Here is a 16,081-nt window from a genome sequence, read left to right as displayed (position 1 = left end):
ATTTTATATGGCTAAGCAGTCAGCAATTGAACAAGATGGAGTTATAGTAGAAGCATTGTCAAACGCAATGTTTCGTGTAGAATTAGAGAACGGACATGAAATCACTGCTCATATCTCAGGGAAGATGCGGATGCATTACATTAAAATACTTCCCGGTGATAAAGTAAGAGTTGAGATGTCTCCGTATGATCTATCGAAAGGTAGAATTGCTTTTAGATATAAATAAAAAAAATAACAAGATATGAAAGTAAGAGCATCTTTAAAGAAGCGTACTCCCGAATGCAAAATCGTTAGAAGAAAGGGACGCTTATACGTAATTAACAAGAAAAATCCTAAGTATAAACAACGTCAAGGATAATTTATTATTTTTGCAAAATAATTTAAGTAAGTAATATGGCTATAAGAATAGTTGGTGTAGACTTGCCACAAAATAAAAGAGGAGAAATTGCCTTGACCTATATTTACGGTATTGGTCGTAGCGCTTCAAAATCCATTTTAGATAAAGCAGGGATCGATCGTGATATCAAAGTAAAAGACTGGACAGACGATCAGGCTGCAAAAGTACGTGAAGTCATTGGCGCTGAATACAAAGTAGAAGGTGATCTTCGTTCTGAAGTTCAGCTGAATATCAAGCGTCTGATGGATATCGGATGTTACAGAGGTGTTCGTCACCGTATTGGTTTACCTTTGAGAGGCCAGAGCACAAAGAATAATGCTCGTACTCGTAAGGGTAAGAAGAAAACTGTTGCAAATAAGAAAAAAGCTACTAAATAATAAGAATTGATATGGCAAAGAAAACAGTCGCAGCAAAGAAGAGAAACGTAAAAGTTGACGCTTACGGTCAAGCTCATATTCATTCTTCTTTTAACAACATTATTGTATCTCTTGCTAATAGCGAAGGTCAGGTAATCAGTTGGTCTTCTGCAGGTAAGATGGGATTCAGAAGTTCTAAAAAGAACACTCCGTATGCAGCTCAGATGGCAGCTCAGGATTGTGCAAAAGTAGCTTACGATCTTGGTTTGAGAAAAGTAAAAGTATTCGTAAAGGGACCGGGTAACGGACGTGAGTCTGCTATCAGAACTATTCACGGTGCAGGTATTGAAGTAACAGAGATCATAGACGTTACTCCGCTTCCTCACAATGGTTGTCGTCCTCCGAAAAAGAGAAGAGTATAATTAACTATAGTTTCTTGAACATTGAATCCGGAATTGTGAATAGATTACACATAGACCTTATCCTCTCTGTAGTCGCGGCTGCACGGTTCCAGATTCAGAACAGAACATTAAAACAATAAAAAAATGGCAAGATATACTGGACCTAAAACAAGAATTGCCCGTAAGTTTGGTGAGGCAATATTCGGACCGGATAAAGTTCTTTCAAAAAAGAATTATCCTCCCGGACAGCACGGAAATGCCCGCAAGAGAAAGACTTCTGAGTACGGAATCCAGCTTCGTGAAAAGCAGAAAGCTAAATATACATACGGTGTATTGGAAAAACAGTTTAGAAACCTGTTTGAAAAAGCGTCACGTTCAAAAGGTATTACCGGTGAAGTACTGTTGCAGTTACTGGAAGCTCGTTTGGACAATGTAGTATTCCGCTTGGGTATCGCTCCGACACGCGCTGCAGCCCGTCAGTTGGTCTCTCATCGTCACATTACGGTAGACGGTAAGGTTGTAAACATCCCTTCTTACTCTGTAAAAGCCGGTCAGGTTATTGGTGTTAGAGAAAAATCTAAATCTCTTGAGGTGATTGCCGATGCATTGTCTGGATTTAATCACAGCAAGTATCCTTGGATTGAATGGGATCAGTCTTCTTTAAGCGGAAAATTACTGCATCTGCCGGAAAGAGCTGATATTCCTGAAAACATTAAAGAGCAGTTGATCGTAGAATTGTATTCTAAATAATAATTGATTTCCATGGCGATATTAGCATTTCAAAAACCCGATAAAGTATTAATGTTGGAAGCGGACAATTTCTTCGGAAAGTTTGAATTTCGTCCGTTGGAACCCGGCTATGGTATTACTATAGGTAATGCTCTGCGCCGTATTCTCCTGTCGTCACTTGAAGGTTTTGCTATTACATCCATTAAGATTGAAGGGGTTGACCATGAATTTGGTACGATCCCCGGTGTTATCGAGGATGTGACAAACATTATCTTGAATCTGAAACAAGTACGGTTCAAGCATATTGTAGACGACATAGAGAATGAAAAAGTAAGTATTACTGTTTCGGGTTCGGAAGTGTTCAAAGCCGGTGATATAGGTAAACAGCTGACCGGATTCGAAGTATTGAATCCTGAGTTAGTTATTTGTCGTTTGGATCCGAACGCAGGTTTCCAGATCGAGCTGACGATTAACAAAGGTCGCGGATATGTTCCCGCTGATGAAAACAGAGACCCGAATGCAGACATGCACGTGATTGCAATCGACTCTATTTACACACCTATTCGCAACGTCAAGTATTCGATTGAAAACTTCCGTGTTGAGCAAAAGACGGACTACGAAAAGTTGGTTCTTGAAATAGCCACTGATGGTTCTATTCATCCGAAGGAAGCGTTAAAAGAGGCAGCTAAGATTCTGATTCACCATTTCATGTTGTTCTCAGATGAAAAGATTGCTATCGAGACAGTTGATACTGACGGTAATGAGGAATTCGATGAAGAAGTGCTTCACATGCGTCAGTTGCTGAAGAGCAAACTCTCGGATATGGATCTTTCCGTTCGTGCATTGAATTGCTTGAAAGCCGCAGATGTTGAAACATTAGGTGAGTTGGTTAAATTCAACAAGAATGACCTGTTGAAATTCCGTAACTTTGGTAAGAAGTCACTTACAGAACTTGATGAACTGCTTGAGAGTCTGAACCTTTCATTCGGTATGGATATCACTAAATATAAATTAGATAAAGAGTAAGTATAGCGATGAGACACAATAAAAAAATAAATCATTTAGGTCGTACGAACACTCACCGTGACGCAATGCTTTCAAACATGGCATGTTCTCTTATCAAACATAAGAGAATCTTCACGACTGTAGCTAAAGCTAAAGCGCTCCGTAAGTTCGTAGAGCCGCTTATCACTAAGTCTAAAGAGGATACAACTCACTCAAGACGTGTGGTATTCAGCAATTTGCAAGACAAATATGCTGTAACAGAATTGTTCAAGGAAGTATCTCAGAAGATCGGTGATCGTCCGGGAGGTTACACTCGTATCTTGAAGACTGGTAACCGTTTGGGTGACAACGCAGCAATGTGCTTCATTGAACTGGTTGATTACAACGAAAACATGTTGAAGACAGCTACAGCTAAGAAGGCAACAAAGACAAGACGTTCTCGTAAAAAGTCTACGGCTGCTGAAACTGAAGCTCCTGTTGCAGAGACTCCTGCTACAGAGGAAAAAGCTGCTGAATAATTTAAGCATATTCAACAAACAAATAAAAAAGCCTATCTGCCTTTCGCAGATGGGTTTTTTTATTTTTATCCCAAATGGATATATGCTATAAGCTGAATCATCCTCCTTTCCCATGGGCACTATAGTAATAAAAAGATTCATTTGTTTCGTTACTGTTTTTCTTCCTCTGATAGTTGCAGGCTGATATGCATTAGCCGTATATATTGTATCTTCATAATTTTGTAACAAACGCGCTGCTACTTTTATAATTTCCCTATCTTTTGTTTTTCTTTTGATTGTAAGATTCATTTTGCTGTTTATCAATGAATTATTGTGCAATTAAGTGGGCGTTTCGTGTAGTTTAACTTCCGGAGAGGGGAATATTTGTGATTCCTTGAACGGTGATACTTGAAAATCGTCTGCATTTGCCACTTCTGTTTTTCCTTATATGACCAGGATTTGGACGAGATAATTAGTGAAGTACTGAAGGTTGTGGTCTGTTTCTGTGTGGAGATGGATGTTGGAAAGAATTACCCTTGTTTAAAATAGGGGACAGTTTTCTTCATTTTAGATCGTTTTTGAGCAAAAATTGAAAAACTTCAAAAAAAGGACTTGTGAGTATTGGAACAAAAATGTATGGATACCCATCTGAAACGCAGTTGGCATCAGGGGATTCACTAAAAAATACCGATTTTTGAACGAAAATGGCATTGATGAATTATCATAACATCGCTTTTGAATATAAATGTCTGTGGTACTGACTTTTAAGTGGAGGAGAAATGACTAAAAAAAACGATCGTTTTAATTTGTCATTTTTACAGTACAAAAATACATATACTTTTTTAAACCACAACTCTTTTCTCTAAAAAAATCCGATCTCTATATCCTTTCTTATCAATCAGATAGCAATTCAAGTACAAAAAACCTCCTTTTCGATACGAACCTCAAATAGAGGCAAAAAAAATGGCTAAAAAAACGATCGTTTTTGCAATCAAGATACAAAAGTTAACACGTGTACATTATAAATGCGCGTACATATATAGATAGAATAGGACGAATATTTCAATTATAGTATTATTAATATTAAATTTTAGATTATGAACAAAAAGATTTCTACGCTTTTGACAGCGGGCTTATTAGTTGTGAGCTCGTTGGGTGGTAGTGTTTGGGCTCAAACTCCCCTTACTGTTAATGGAATTGAATTAGAGACAGTGGCTGATCCTGCAGCTAAAGCAACATGGAAAAGCGGTCCTTATTTTGTTATTGCAGATGTAGACAATGATGGTGTGGCTTCAGCAAATGATGTTTTGCTGAAAGTTACAGCTTCAGGGGATGGTAAGACTTTGACTTACTCAGGGGTGACCTTAACTGCCAGTGATCAGTCATTGGATTTAGAAGAGACTGCATGGAATTTCTTGGAATCTCCTCAGAAAGATGCTCTTGGTAAAGCTAATGGATATTTGTATTCATTGCAAAACATTGGAACAGGAAAGTATTTGACATTTGATGATTCCAATCAACTTATAACTGATGCTTCTAAGAGCTCTCATGATGCAGAGAAAGATCAGTTTGCTCGTTTTGCTGTTGATGCTTCAGATAACCATGACTCCCAGTTCAATCAGAAAGATGATTTGTATCTTTATACGGGTGTAAGTTCGGGTAATCCTTTACAAATTAGTGCATCTGTTTCTCTTAATAGTTCGGGAAGTAAAATAATCCTTTGTAAACTTAAAACAAAGACATTGGGGGATGATGAAGTTGCTGCTCTGAACGATGTAATGGGAGGTGAAGGTTTTAACTTGGATTTCAAGGCTGATAATAAGTACTCTTGGAAGAATGATAATTTGTCGAAGGTTAATTTGAAAGCTTTCTATGTAAAGTCTGATATTGACTTGGAAAATGACATGGCTATCCCCGCCGGTGTTTATTTTGCAACAGCTTATCCGGAAGAATTGAATGGAACAGATGTTGAGATTACAGAGAATATGGTAGAGTTGTTCTATCAATGTACTTTCCTTGCAATCGATCCGAAAGGCAATTATGACATTAACAAGGCTGATCGTGCTAATGGTGTAGGCTATGAATTGACTACCGTTCAAGGTTCTGAAATGAACTTTTTCACAGGTGCTCGTACATCAGATGACTATTCTTCCGGTGATGAAGTTTACGTCGGAAATGCATGTTTCGCAATTGAAGTTCCTGATCCAATGACAGCTCCGGAAAGTTACAATATTGTTGCAAGTGATATACATGTGTTTGTATCTGCCGATAAAAACCCGACAGAAAAGCATAACGCTAAAAATGGCTATATCGGTGTGGTTACGGATCAGAAAGAAAACTATTTGGTAACAACTACGGTTGCAGATGCATTGAGTTTTGCAACTACCAATTCAACGTTGATGGATGGTGACGACCTGGCTGCATTCTTGCAGAAAGAAGATGCTCCTTCTATCTATACGATCCAGTTTGTAAGCGGTGAAAAGAAAGAGAATGAAACAGAATACAAACAGTATCTGACCATCATGGAAAATGCTTCAGCATTTGCCTTGGCTTCAACTGTCGAATATGACGAAGCAGACCCGATGTATCAGTTTGTTGTAACTGCAATCGATAAAACTGATAAGACGATCACATTCACAAATCGTCAGACTCAAAAATCGTTCGAAATTTCTTTGTATGAAAACAAAGAAGGTATTTATACAGTATATCCTGCAACTCAAACTAACGTAAATGTTGAATGGGTAGATGCTACGACAACAAATGAAGATGTAGAGTTCAAATCCGTTGATTTGGCAAATACGAAGATCGTCCTGACTCCGTATACTGTAGAAGACAAGTTCGCAACGTTCGTAAATAGAACAGACGGTATGGGGCTGGTTCAATTTGAATTGGCTAAAAACAATGATGCTGCAACAGCTTTCTATGTGGGTGGAACGAGAGATGATGACGGTGTTCTTCAGAAAGATGAAATCCTCGCTTATGTAGATGCAGACAATATGACACAGTTTGAGCTGGTTAAGAGTGAAAAGCCGGTTAACGTATTGAATAAATACATCTACCTGAAAGATAGCCGTATCTTGACTTCTACAACAAGAGATACTGTAGCTTATTATACTTATGCAATAAAAGCATTTGATGATGAGATCGATGATTATTACCTGACTTACTCTTCTGATTATGAATTGGACGAAAAGACAGATGCAACTGCTGATAAATTCATTATCAAAAATAACCTTGATGGCTCTGTTTCACTGATTAAGAATGGTAGCAGTGTACTTACGACTGCGACCACAACATATGCACAGGTTGCAGATGTGAAAAATGACGAAGAGGCAGCTTGGGATGCTGAAGAGAATTATGATCTGGCTGCCAAGATCAGTACAAGCCTGAAGACTTTCATGGTGGAAGAAACTCCGGCCGTCAGTCTGGAAGCTATTCCGCAACATCTCTCTATTGAAGTGGTACGTGGTGGTTTCATGACTATGGATGATAACAAGGACGCACGTTTGGCTATTGCAAGCGAAGCTGGTGAAGACTTGACATTCTGGGTTGATACTGTTCATTCGGATCGTAATATTCCGTCGTTCTATATTGCTAAAGGTGGCAACTTCCTGTACAATGCTATAGATTCTGCAGATTATTATGCAGCTCGTAAGAACTATCGTTTCAATATGGAAAATCAGGCAAGTGGTGAAGCAAAGCTGATCTTCAAGGCCGGTGAACTGGTTTCTTCCGATACTTTACGTACTACGGTTGACGGCAAGTCCGTATTGGTTGCTGAAAAAGATAATGCTCCGAAAAAGATCAAAGGAAACTTGGCTAAGTTCCAATATCAGATTATTCTGGATGGAAATGGCAGTGATGAATATGTTATTCGTCAGGGTAAAAAATATGTTAGCCAGTATAACAACTACTTCTATATGGATGCTGATAAAAAGAATGCAGTTCGTTTCTTTATCGAATCGCAATCGGCCCCTACTGCAAATGAGGGTGTAACAGTATCTGAAGTAAAAGTTATTGCCGGAGAAGGAAATGTGATGATTACCGGTGCTGCAGGCAAGAAAGTTGTTGTAAGTAACATCTTGGGGCAGGTGGTAGCCAACACGGTTGTCTCTTCTGACAATGTAACAATCGCAGTTCCGACAGGAGTGGTAGTTGTTGCTGTTGAAGGTGAAGCAGCTGTAAAAGCTATCGTTAAATAACAATTTAAAAACAATACTGTCTGTCGTAAGGGCGGTTCGTGAGTTGCCCTTACAGACATTTGACATTTTATAATCAAATAATTCAGAATATCATCGTGCGGTGTTTTCCGGATAGTTAGTCGGTCTTGTAACCGGATTGCTTGGAAATGTCCAATTACCCCGTGAGGGAGAACATGCGGTGAATATTAATACTAAAGTTAATGAAATTATAAAAAGATCTTCTGCCCTTCCCTCTGTGAAGACCGGAGGCAGACAAAAAACAAGCCCCTGTAATCGTTTGGTTATAGGGGCTTCGTAGTTGTACTATAAAAGTAAGCCCCGGCATACCGAAAGGTCGATTAAGTGATATGCCAGGGCGAAAAAAAATATGAAGAGAGAGAAAAAGGTCCTATTTGATGTTTTTCAGTGCTTCTAAAGCCATTTGGTCGGAGGGGTTGATGGCGAGGAGCTTATTCCAGTACAGTTTCGAACAGTCCATCTCCTGCCTGAGATAATAATAATAGCCCAGGTAGCGGTAACATTCGGCCAGTTCCTTCCGGTATTTATCCTGATTCTTTTCGAACATCGGGATACATGCTTCGTAGTATGGTTTAGCCAGCCCATTCTCCGTTTCCGGGTCCAGTAGCGAATGGGTACGGGCCTGCCACAGGAGGCCTAAAGGACTTGACGGCACGCGCTCCTTTACGATGGCGAAGAGACTGTCGGCTTTTGCCAGATAACCGGTAGCGAGCGTACTGTCCTTGACGGCAGCCCCGTAGTAATATTTTCCTAATTGATAGAAATCAGCAGCCTCTGCTGTTTCGCCTATCTGTTCGATATATTTTGTATAAGCCTCGATTGCCGCATTGTCGTTTCCGTTCTTCAGGCTGACGTTGGCGATATCCTTGTATATTTCGGGGTGCGCGTTGCTGTCGCAAAGAGCTTGTGCCTGCAGCAAAGCGGTTAAAGATTGGTCATACTGCCTGGCTTCGTTCAGCAAGCGGCCGTAATATAGATAATCCTGCCAGATAAATTTGCCGTCCGAGGTTTGGAAGAAAGCAACCGCCTCGTCCAGTCCCTCCTGATATTTGCCGGTCTCGCAAGCATTGTAGAAACTGAGACGTTTCAGCAAGAAATTGTCCGGGGTCATAGCCTTGCCTTTGACGAGCACTTCGGCCGCTTTGCCATGCTGTTTGTCGAAAAACAGGGCGGAAGCATAATGGACCAGGTCGGTTACGGAGTATAACCCACCGGCCATATATTGGGCGTAAGCCTCGGCCGCTTTGTCATAGGCGCCCTGCAAAGAATAGATATTTCCCAATGTGCGCTTGGCGAGCAGGAACTCCGGATGGTTCGCTAAAACCTTCTGCAGCATTTCGATGGAGAGAAAAGGAGTCACACCCTGATAAACTTCGGCATACCGGATGTAGGCGATCCGGCAGTCCGGATCGGAATGAATCGCCTGTTCGTATTTGCCGGCGGCATCTCCCGGCTTGTTTTGTGCTAACAAACGGTCGCCTTCGTAGAGAAAGATGGCAGGAGCGTTCGGATTCAGTTTTCGGGCGTTTTCAAGGGAGGTTGCGGCCTCAGCCTCCATACCGTTGGTCGAGTAGGCGGAGGCGATGGCAACATAGGTCTCTGCGTTTTTCTTGTTGACCTTGACCGCGGCGGCGAATGCTTTCTCGGCTGCCGGCCTGTCTGTCTTCAACAGGATTTTCCCTTCACCCACTTTATTGAAGGCATATTCGGGATTGGTTTCCCATCCCTGTTTGTAATAGTCGAGTGCCTCTGCCGGCCGTCCGGTATCGAAAGCGATCTCGCCTATATAATAGAGTGCTACCGCCTTTTCGGCAGGAGAACTGTTTAGTTGTTCTTCGAACAGCTTTTGGGCGATGTCCGGTTCACCGACCTTGTAAAAATCAATGCCGGAATTATTGTCTGCATAAGCGATGTTGGCCAACAGGCAGATGATGAAGATATAGAAGTTGCGTGTCATACGAATATAGCGTTTATTTGATGTTTACAATCCGTAGCGGCTGTGTAGCCGGGAGTAATCCCGATTTGAGGATGATCCGTTGTCCGCGGTCGCCTGCCACAAAGGATGTGAAACCTGAAGCCAGCCCCATCCGGGGTTCGGAAAGAAGCAGGTAGACAGGCCGTGTCATTGGATAATCGCCTAAAGCGATATAAGCCTGGTAAGGCTTGAAGCTGTTTGCAGGAGTCGCCTCCTGGTAACGGCTGACAGCCATCACACGGATATTGTCGATAAAGCTCATACTTGTGGAATCGGCCGGGTTACTGACCCTGTTGACCCCGACAATACCGAGCGCCCCCGGTGTTTTCGAGACATAATCGAGTACCGCCCGGTTGCTTTGTTCCGCCTGTAGGTGTCCGCTAAGTTTCTCACCGCCGCAGATCGAGTCGATCGCATACCGTACCGTGCTCGAGTTTGGATTGTCGAACACCACCTCGATCGGTGTGGACGGATTACGAGGCGACAGCTCGTCCCAGTTACGTATCTTGCCGGTCAGGATGTCCTTCAAAGCGGGCATCCCGATCAACGAGTCCCGGTTTTGCCGATTGATGATCAAAGCGATCGCATCGGTCGCTACCTTGACGGCTTTCGGAAACAGCTTCTTTTGGTTCATGTAGGCCGTTTCCTCCGGTGTCAGAGGGCGGGTGGTTATGGCCAGCCAGGTACTGTCGTGAAGTAGCCGGTTGATTGTCTCCGTCTCGCCGGAAAATCGGGGAACGATACCCGCTTCTTTGTAGATGCTTTCGAATACGGCGATCTCCTCCTGTACGATCGGAGCGAGCGATTCATCCACCGCAATCGTTATCACGCCACTTGTGGGAGTGTCGTCAGGCTCCGTCCGGTCTTTAGAGTTGCAAGCTGCTAAAAACGTAACGGCTAAGAAAGAGAAGATAATAGTCCGTTTCATATTATTTCTGTATTTATAGAATCTGTATCCTCAATAGAAGACTCACGGTTCATGGTCATTGTAGTTTAAACCGTACCGGTAGCGTGAAGTAGACAGGTACGGCCTTGCCGTTTTGCTTGCCAGGCATCCATTTCGGGAGTGATTTGATTACCCGTACAGCTTCCCTGTCACACGTCGGGTCCAGCTTGCGGAGGATTTGTATATCCGTCACTTCTCCATCTGGACTGACCACGAAGCGGATCGTGACAATCCCCTGTATGCCTTGTTCGGCAGCAAAAACCGGATATCTCAAGTGTTCGGCAATGAACTTCAACAACTCTGTCGTGCCACCGGGATATTCCGGCATCTGTTCGACAGCTGTGTAAGGTTTCGTCTCTTCCTGGATAACCTCCTTGTTGTCTTTCAGGTCGGCGATGTCGATCGCGTCTTCACTGTCCGTCCCCTGAACGTCGGCAACCGAGATCGCCATCTTCGAGGTTGTCAGTTCTTCCTGTGTCTTGATCTCATCATTGTCGTTCACCTCTTTGTCTGCTTTGATGACGGGCGGGGTGAACTTGATGCTACTCTTCAATTTGGGCGGGGGAGGGGCTTCGATGTTGCGCACGATGTTTTCTTCCGGCACTTTCGTTTCCATCTTCAGATCGGAGAGAGCAGTCACTTCCAATACTTGCTCCTTTGCTTGTTGCGGTACGACCGACTTGATGATGACCGGCAATGCCATGATCAGGACCGCCCCGGCCACTACGACCAGCAGGGCGCGGAGGTGGCGGGAAGAAGAAGTCTTGCGTAATTCGTAGGCACCGTATTCTTTATTCTTTCCGGTGAAGACCAATTCGCACCATTCCGGCGAATTCAAGTTTATATTCTTTAGCATGACCTTCATTTTTTAGGGTTGGACCGGGCAATCTGTCGGGTCAGCTCACCGCCGCTCTTCAGGTTGTCGATCAAAAATTTATCTCCATCCGTGATATCCACGATTGCGTATTTGCCGATATTGCATATCTGCATTTCATCCAGTGCATCTACCAGATTCCGGTAAGAGGCCTCGTCGGTCGCTTTTATCAGGACGACGGGAGCGTCTTTGGAACCTTTTATCTCAGTGGCCTGCTTCTTGAAATCGTCTTCGGAAATTTCCTTGTTGAGTCTTTTCAACTTGAGCTCCTTCATTTGGCTGACGACATCGAAATTCCGTTCCAGCAGGATGTCGCGCAGTCCGGCAGGCGAGTAGTCGGTCTGTTGCAGCGACTCGACGTGTTCGTAGTCCGGCTCGCCGAAATAGTAGTATATCTTATCCTCTTCGCCAAGCAACAGAGTGATGGCTTTGGAGGCTTTGACTTTTGTCTGCTCCGCTTCTGTCACCTGGTCTTTCGACGGCATGCTGATCTCCATTGTCTGTGGCTTGCTGAGCGAGGTACAGAGCATGAAGAAAGTGATCAGCAACATGTTCATGTCCACCATAGGCGTGAAGTCCACGCGGACGGTCATTTTTTTCTGTTTGCCTTTCTTTCCGTCGTTTTTCTCTTTGTCTGTATTTACTTCTGCCATGACTTTAGTCGTTGTTAGACATTGTCAGGCATCTTTTTGAGCGAGGTAATCAAATTATACCGGTTCTCTCGAAGGTCCTGCAATGTGTTCATGATGTTCTTAATCTTCGGATAGGGAGTGTCTTGGTCCGCCTTGATGGCGATGACGAGGTTACGGTTCACTTCCCGTGCATGTTGCACCCAGAGTTTGAACTGGTTGTCGGTGCTGTCGGTGGGAATACCGTAATCCTTCATCAGTCGGTCCTGTTTGCCGGACGGCATGCCGAGGAACTCCTGCATGTTCTGGATGGGGACACCGAAGGAAGGTTGCAGGCTGAAGTCATACACTTCTTTGTCCGTGAAATTGATGCCGAAATCTTTTCCCAACAATTTCAGGACGTTCGCCTTGTCTTCCTGCTTGTCCAGGCTCATGAATACTTTCCCGTCGGGGTCCACCAGGATGGACAGGATGTTCGTTTCCGGTATCTTGATCTCAGAGACGGACGAAGGGGTGGTAACCACCACTGGTTCTTTCTGTATAAAGGTGGACGTCAGCATGAAGAAAGTAAGCAGCAACACGGTGACATCACTCATCGCCGTCATGTCGATGAATGTGCTTTTACGTTTTACTATCAGCTTAGGCATAAGACTTAATGTTTAGCGGCGAACGTCTGTACGATGGAGAAACCTATTTCATCAATAGCGTAGGTGATATTGTCTATTTTACTGGTGAAGTAGTTGTATGAGATGATGGCCAGTGCACCGGTGGCGATACCTAATGCGGTGTTGACCAAAGCTTCGGATATACCGGTGGACAGGGCTACGGAGTCTGGTGCGCCGGCGTTGGCCAAAGCGGCGAACGAACGGATCATGCCTAACACGGTTCCCAATAGTCCGAACAGGGTTCCCAACGTGGAGATCGTGGCGATGACCGGAAGGTTCTGCTCCATCGAAGGCAGTTCGAGGGCGGTGCTCTCTTCAATCTCTTTTTGAATAATCAGTATTTTTTGTTCTTTGGTCTGCCCGGAAGAACTCTCCACATCGCTGTAGCGCGACAAGGCTGCATTGACGACATTTGCAACGGAGCCTTTCTGTTCGCCACACAGTTTACGGGCGGCATCGAGGTTGCCTTCTTCCAGATATTTTTTGATCATCTGTACGAAGCCGACCAGATTCTTTTTCCCTTTGGAACGGCTGATGGCGATCAGGCGCTCGATGCTCAGAGTAACGACGGTGAGGAACAAGGTGATGACGACCGGAACAATGTAGCCGCCTTTATATACCGTCCCGAAGTAGTTGCCGGGCAGCGGATGGTTGGCAGGATTGTTGTCCATGAAGTTCGCAGGGTTGCCCAGGACGAATCTGTAAAAACAAACGGCAATGATGAAGCAGGTCAAAATTACGATGGCTGCGGAGATGCCGTTGTATGATTTTTTATTATTTGTTTTTTTAGTTCCCATACTCTTGAATTATTTGATAGTGATTGATTTTGTTGCGATAAAGCAGATATACACGTGGCTGTTCCTAACCATTCCCCTCTTGGATGAGGCGGGGGTGTGATGTTGTCTGCGCATTCGAAAATACACACCCTTTAATCCTCTCCTCAAGAGGGGAGACGATTACTCTCAGCTACTAAACCAACAGTATGGACTATCAAATAATTATTTTTCGTAAGACGTAGACCCAATGGCCTGCCCGTATACGAAGAGAAGAGCATTTTAACGAATGAGTGACTGCTACTATTTCCGATATCTTGTTGAGGGTATCTTGTTCTTTTTGTAAGGACAGTTCGAACTGGCGGGAGGCCGTTTTCAGGAACCGTCCGCCTATCTCCGTGGAAAGTTGTACGCGATTGCTCAGACACGGAGCAGCATTAGGACTCTGGTTCAGTTCGAAAACTTTTACCTTATGTTGCAGAGAGAAGGCTTTTGGATTTGACGTAACGGTCGTTTGCTTTTTGTCCGTAACGGATTCGCCTGTCGCAGCCATGATTTCCTGTCCTATGAAAAACAGGAGAAGAAGCGATAATATGGATAATAACCTTTTCATCATGGCCAATTTTAAAATTCTATCGTATAAAAGTAACAATGCGGTTGGGAAAAAGTTGAGGAATTTTTTGAAAAAGTTGGATAAAGATGTTGTTTGTTCTCTTAACCTCTATTGTCAAAATGTAACCGGTATAGCAGGAATTTGGGGTTAGTAGGGCATGTAAAAGGATTTACACCTAAGGGTAATATTTTTTAACACGACAAAGTGTTGACAAAAAACAGGAATTGCCATCCATTTGTCAATTGTGTAAATGGCGTGGTAAATAAGTTCGATCTTGTTCATCCAACAAAGCCTCGTCTTCTTTTGTTACATGGATACAGAAGATAAAACTCAAATATTAGAAGTATGGAAATTGTAAAAGTAGTAGGACGAGAAATCCTTGATTCACGTGGTAACCCGACTGTTGAAGTAGATGTACATCTGGCTTCCGGCGCTTTTGGCCGTGCAGCCGTTCCCTCCGGTGCGTCTACTGGTGAAAACGAAGCAATCGAACTTCGCGATGGCGACAAAAAACGCTATGGTGGCAAAGGCGTTCTGAAAGCTGTCGATAATGTCAATAACGTAATTGCTCCCGCCATTTTGGGGATGAGTGCTCTGAGCCAGCGTGAGATCGACCATAAACTGATTGAACTCGACGGTACGAAAACTAAGTCCAATTTAGGCGCCAACGCCATGTTGGGCGTTTCTTTGGCAGTAGCCAAGGCGGCAGCCAACTATCTGGACCTGCCTCTTTACCGTTATATCGGCGGGACGAATGCGTATGTGTTGCCTGTCCCGATGATGAATATTATCAATGGCGGTTCGCATTCCGATGCTCCGATCGCTTTCCAGGAATTCATGATCCGTCCGGTTGGCGCCTGTTGTTTCCGTGAAGGCTTGCGCATGGGCGCCGAAGTCTTCCATGCCTTGAAGAAGGTGTTGCACGATCGCGGCTTGAGCACGGCTGTCGGTGACGAAGGCGGTTTCGCTCCTGCATTGGACGGGACGGAAGACGCGTTGAACTCCATCATGGCTGCCATTGAAGCTGCCGGATACGAGCCGGGTAAGGACGTGACGATCGCTATGGACTGTGCTTCTTCCGAATTCTATCATGATGGTGTGTATGATTATACGAAGTTTGAAGGGGCCAAAGGCGCCAAGCGTACGGCTGAGCAACAGGTGGCCTACCTGTCCGAACTGGTTGCCAAATACCCGATCGACTCTATCGAGGACGGTATGGACGAAAACGATTGGACCGGCTGGAAACTGTTGACCGGGGCGTTGGGAAGCAAATGCCAGTTGGTCGGTGACGACCTGTTCGTGACAAATGTGGAATTCCTGAAGAAAGGTATTGAGGAAGGCTGTGCGAACTCTATCCTGATCAAGGTGAACCAGATCGGAACGTTGTCCGAGACACTGGATGCAATCGAAATGGCCCACCGCAACGGCTATACCTCCGTTACTTCACACCGTTCCGGTGAGACAGAAGACGCTACGATCGCCGACATTGCCGTTGCGACCAACAGCGGACAGATCAAGACCGGGTCGTTGAGTCGTTCGGACCGTATGGCGAAATACAACCAGTTGCTCCGTATCGAAGAAGAGTTGGGCAGCTTGGCTGTCTATGGATATAAGACTTACAAAAAATAAAAAAAGGCCGACCATCACTGGCAGGCCTTCCTCTTAATCAGAGAGTGAATGTATAATATCATCTGTTGTTATCGAAAAACATTGGCTCTTCTTGATTCTTTCCACTACCAGGCTGCCGATACGCCGGGCACTGGCTTCCGAAGGGAAGGGGCGGAGCGAATCAATTGCGGGAATGGTGGGTTGGTAAATCATCACTTTTTTGTTCATCATCACTTTGTATCCCCAGCCATCCCCCAATTGAAACGTCTGCAACTCAGGTTGCATCTCGTTCCGGGACCCCTTTTCCCGGAAACGAAAATAAAAAAGAACCAGTAACAACGGCAGCAGTATGATCAGGCTTCCGAGAGCCTTCCTGCCTTTTCTCATCATCGC

Annotated in this window: 17 protein-coding genes; 9 read left to right on the top strand and 8 right to left on the bottom strand. The window is 44.1% G+C overall.

Features of this window, described 5'->3' with window-relative positions; genetic code table 11:
- Positions 1–7 precede the first annotated feature (7 nt).
- The 8 genes from infA (at position 8) to BQ9893_RS14385 (ending at position 7,587) form a co-directional block, all read left to right on the top strand.
- Positions 8–226, top strand: a complete 219-nt coding sequence (gene infA, locus BQ9893_RS14420; RefSeq protein WP_005634776.1) for a translation initiation factor IF-1 — start codon at positions 8–10, stop codon at positions 224–226.
- 15 nt (positions 227–241) lie between these two features.
- The gene (gene ykgO, locus BQ9893_RS14415) at positions 242–358 is read left to right on the top strand and encodes a type B 50S ribosomal protein L36 (protein ID WP_005645768.1); all 117 of its coding nucleotides are present in this window, start codon (positions 242–244) and stop codon (positions 356–358) included.
- A gap of 35 nt (positions 359–393) precedes the next feature.
- Positions 394–774: a 30S ribosomal protein S13 gene (gene rpsM / locus BQ9893_RS14410; RefSeq protein WP_005634778.1), complete on the top strand. Its 381-nt coding sequence runs from the start codon at positions 394–396 to the stop codon at positions 772–774.
- An 11-nt stretch (positions 775–785) separates the two neighbouring features.
- Positions 786–1,175, top strand: a complete 390-nt coding sequence (rpsK, locus tag BQ9893_RS14405) for a 30S ribosomal protein S11 (RefSeq protein ID WP_075966659.1) — start codon at positions 786–788, stop codon at positions 1,173–1,175.
- 123 nt (positions 1,176–1,298) lie between these two features.
- A complete protein-coding gene (gene rpsD / locus BQ9893_RS14400) occupies positions 1,299–1,904 on the top strand; it encodes a 30S ribosomal protein S4 (RefSeq protein WP_075966658.1) in 606 nt (201 codons plus the stop codon).
- 12 nt (positions 1,905–1,916) lie between these two features.
- Positions 1,917–2,909 (top strand): DNA-directed RNA polymerase subunit alpha, encoded by a 993-nt coding sequence (locus BQ9893_RS14395; RefSeq protein WP_005634785.1) that lies wholly within the window; start codon positions 1,917–1,919, stop codon positions 2,907–2,909.
- A gap of 8 nt (positions 2,910–2,917) precedes the next feature.
- Entirely contained in the window at positions 2,918–3,406 is a 489-nt protein-coding gene (gene rplQ, locus BQ9893_RS14390; protein WP_075966657.1) for a 50S ribosomal protein L17, read from the top strand.
- Positions 3,407–4,482: 1,076 nt separating this feature from the next.
- A complete protein-coding gene (locus BQ9893_RS14385; RefSeq protein ID WP_075966656.1) occupies positions 4,483–7,587 on the top strand; it encodes a DUF6383 domain-containing protein in 3,105 nt (1,034 codons plus the stop codon).
- 388 nt (positions 7,588–7,975) lie between these two features.
- Here BQ9893_RS14385 and BQ9893_RS14380 read toward each other — a convergent pair whose 3' ends face one another.
- The 7 genes from BQ9893_RS14380 to BQ9893_RS14350 all read right to left on the bottom strand — a co-directional run bounded on the left by BQ9893_RS14380 (position 7,976) and on the right by BQ9893_RS14350 (position 14,080).
- Complete coding sequence (locus tag BQ9893_RS14380; RefSeq protein WP_075966655.1) at positions 7,976–9,562, bottom strand: tetratricopeptide repeat protein; 1,587 nt, start codon at positions 9,560–9,562, stop codon at positions 7,976–7,978.
- A 13-nt stretch (positions 9,563–9,575) separates the two neighbouring features.
- On the bottom strand, positions 9,576–10,508 hold the full coding sequence (locus tag BQ9893_RS14375; RefSeq protein ID WP_075966654.1) for a PstS family phosphate ABC transporter substrate-binding protein: 933 nt from the start codon (positions 10,506–10,508) through the stop codon (positions 9,576–9,578).
- A gap of 55 nt (positions 10,509–10,563) precedes the next feature.
- Entirely contained in the window at positions 10,564–11,382 is an 819-nt protein-coding gene (locus BQ9893_RS14370) for an energy transducer TonB (protein WP_075967389.1), read from the bottom strand.
- A 5-nt stretch (positions 11,383–11,387) separates the two neighbouring features.
- Complete coding sequence (locus BQ9893_RS14365; protein WP_075966653.1) at positions 11,388–12,053, bottom strand: ExbD/TolR family protein; 666 nt, start codon at positions 12,051–12,053, stop codon at positions 11,388–11,390.
- 14 nt (positions 12,054–12,067) lie between these two features.
- The gene (locus BQ9893_RS14360; RefSeq protein ID WP_075966652.1) at positions 12,068–12,676 is read right to left on the bottom strand and encodes an ExbD/TolR family protein; all 609 of its coding nucleotides are present in this window, start codon (positions 12,674–12,676) and stop codon (positions 12,068–12,070) included.
- A gap of 5 nt (positions 12,677–12,681) precedes the next feature.
- Positions 12,682–13,491: a MotA/TolQ/ExbB proton channel family protein gene (locus BQ9893_RS14355; protein WP_075966651.1), complete on the bottom strand. Its 810-nt coding sequence runs from the start codon at positions 13,489–13,491 to the stop codon at positions 12,682–12,684.
- A gap of 193 nt (positions 13,492–13,684) precedes the next feature.
- Complete coding sequence (locus tag BQ9893_RS14350) at positions 13,685–14,080, bottom strand: hypothetical protein (RefSeq protein WP_075966650.1); 396 nt, start codon at positions 14,078–14,080, stop codon at positions 13,685–13,687.
- A 345-nt stretch (positions 14,081–14,425) separates the two neighbouring features.
- Here BQ9893_RS14350 and eno point away from each other — a divergent pair, with 345 nt between their 5' ends.
- Complete coding sequence (gene eno / locus BQ9893_RS14345) at positions 14,426–15,709, top strand: phosphopyruvate hydratase (RefSeq protein ID WP_075966649.1); 1,284 nt, start codon at positions 14,426–14,428, stop codon at positions 15,707–15,709.
- Positions 15,710–15,742: 33 nt separating this feature from the next.
- Here the strand turns inward: eno and BQ9893_RS14340 are convergent, their stop codons facing one another.
- Positions 15,743–16,078 carry a DUF4907 domain-containing protein gene (locus tag BQ9893_RS14340; RefSeq protein ID WP_244155148.1) on the bottom strand — a complete coding sequence of 112 codons (336 nt, stop codon included), beginning with the start codon at positions 16,076–16,078 and terminating at the stop codon, positions 15,743–15,745.
- Positions 16,079–16,081: the final 3 nt, after the last annotated feature.

The organism is Parabacteroides massiliensis, from assembly GCF_900155425.1.
GTDB classification, from domain to species: domain Bacteria; phylum Bacteroidota; class Bacteroidia; order Bacteroidales; family Tannerellaceae; genus Parabacteroides; species Parabacteroides massiliensis.
The sequence above is the reverse complement of the archived record's forward strand: the minus strand, read 5'-3'. Positions and strand labels throughout refer to the sequence as shown.

What these genes read in the sequence shown, in the direction of transcription:
- eno (WP_075966649.1), top strand. Translation starts at nt 14,426, where the DNA reads ATGGAAATTGTAAAAGTAGTAGGACGAGAAATCCTTGATTCACGTGGT.
- BQ9893_RS14380 (WP_075966655.1), bottom strand. Translation starts at nt 9,562, where the DNA reads ATGACACGCAACTTCTATATCTTCATCATCTGCCTGTTGGCCAACATC.
- ykgO (WP_005645768.1), top strand. Translation starts at nt 242, where the DNA reads ATGAAAGTAAGAGCATCTTTAAAGAAGCGTACTCCCGAATGCAAAATC.
- BQ9893_RS14360 (WP_075966652.1), bottom strand. Translation starts at nt 12,676, where the DNA reads ATGCCTAAGCTGATAGTAAAACGTAAAAGCACATTCATCGACATGACG.
- BQ9893_RS14385 (WP_075966656.1), top strand. Translation starts at nt 4,483, where the DNA reads ATGAACAAAAAGATTTCTACGCTTTTGACAGCGGGCTTATTAGTTGTG.
- BQ9893_RS14340 (WP_244155148.1), bottom strand. Translation starts at nt 16,078, where the DNA reads ATGATGAGAAAAGGCAGGAAGGCTCTCGGAAGCCTGATCATACTGCTG.
- rpsD (WP_075966658.1), top strand. Translation starts at nt 1,299, where the DNA reads ATGGCAAGATATACTGGACCTAAAACAAGAATTGCCCGTAAGTTTGGT.
- BQ9893_RS14370 (WP_075967389.1), bottom strand. Translation starts at nt 11,382, where the DNA reads ATGCTAAAGAATATAAACTTGAATTCGCCGGAATGGTGCGAATTGGTC.
- BQ9893_RS14355 (WP_075966651.1), bottom strand. Translation starts at nt 13,491, where the DNA reads ATGGGAACTAAAAAAACAAATAATAAAAAATCATACAACGGCATCTCC.
- rplQ (WP_075966657.1), top strand. Translation starts at nt 2,918, where the DNA reads ATGAGACACAATAAAAAAATAAATCATTTAGGTCGTACGAACACTCAC.
- BQ9893_RS14365 (WP_075966653.1), bottom strand. Translation starts at nt 12,053, where the DNA reads ATGGCAGAAGTAAATACAGACAAAGAGAAAAACGACGGAAAGAAAGGC.
- rpsM (WP_005634778.1), top strand. Translation starts at nt 394, where the DNA reads ATGGCTATAAGAATAGTTGGTGTAGACTTGCCACAAAATAAAAGAGGA.
- BQ9893_RS14395 (WP_005634785.1), top strand. Translation starts at nt 1,917, where the DNA reads ATGGCGATATTAGCATTTCAAAAACCCGATAAAGTATTAATGTTGGAA.
- infA (WP_005634776.1), top strand. Translation starts at nt 8, where the DNA reads ATGGCTAAGCAGTCAGCAATTGAACAAGATGGAGTTATAGTAGAAGCA.
- BQ9893_RS14350 (WP_075966650.1), bottom strand. Translation starts at nt 14,080, where the DNA reads ATGAAAAGGTTATTATCCATATTATCGCTTCTTCTCCTGTTTTTCATA.
- rpsK (WP_075966659.1), top strand. Translation starts at nt 786, where the DNA reads ATGGCAAAGAAAACAGTCGCAGCAAAGAAGAGAAACGTAAAAGTTGAC.
- BQ9893_RS14375 (WP_075966654.1), bottom strand. Translation starts at nt 10,508, where the DNA reads ATGAAACGGACTATTATCTTCTCTTTCTTAGCCGTTACGTTTTTAGCA.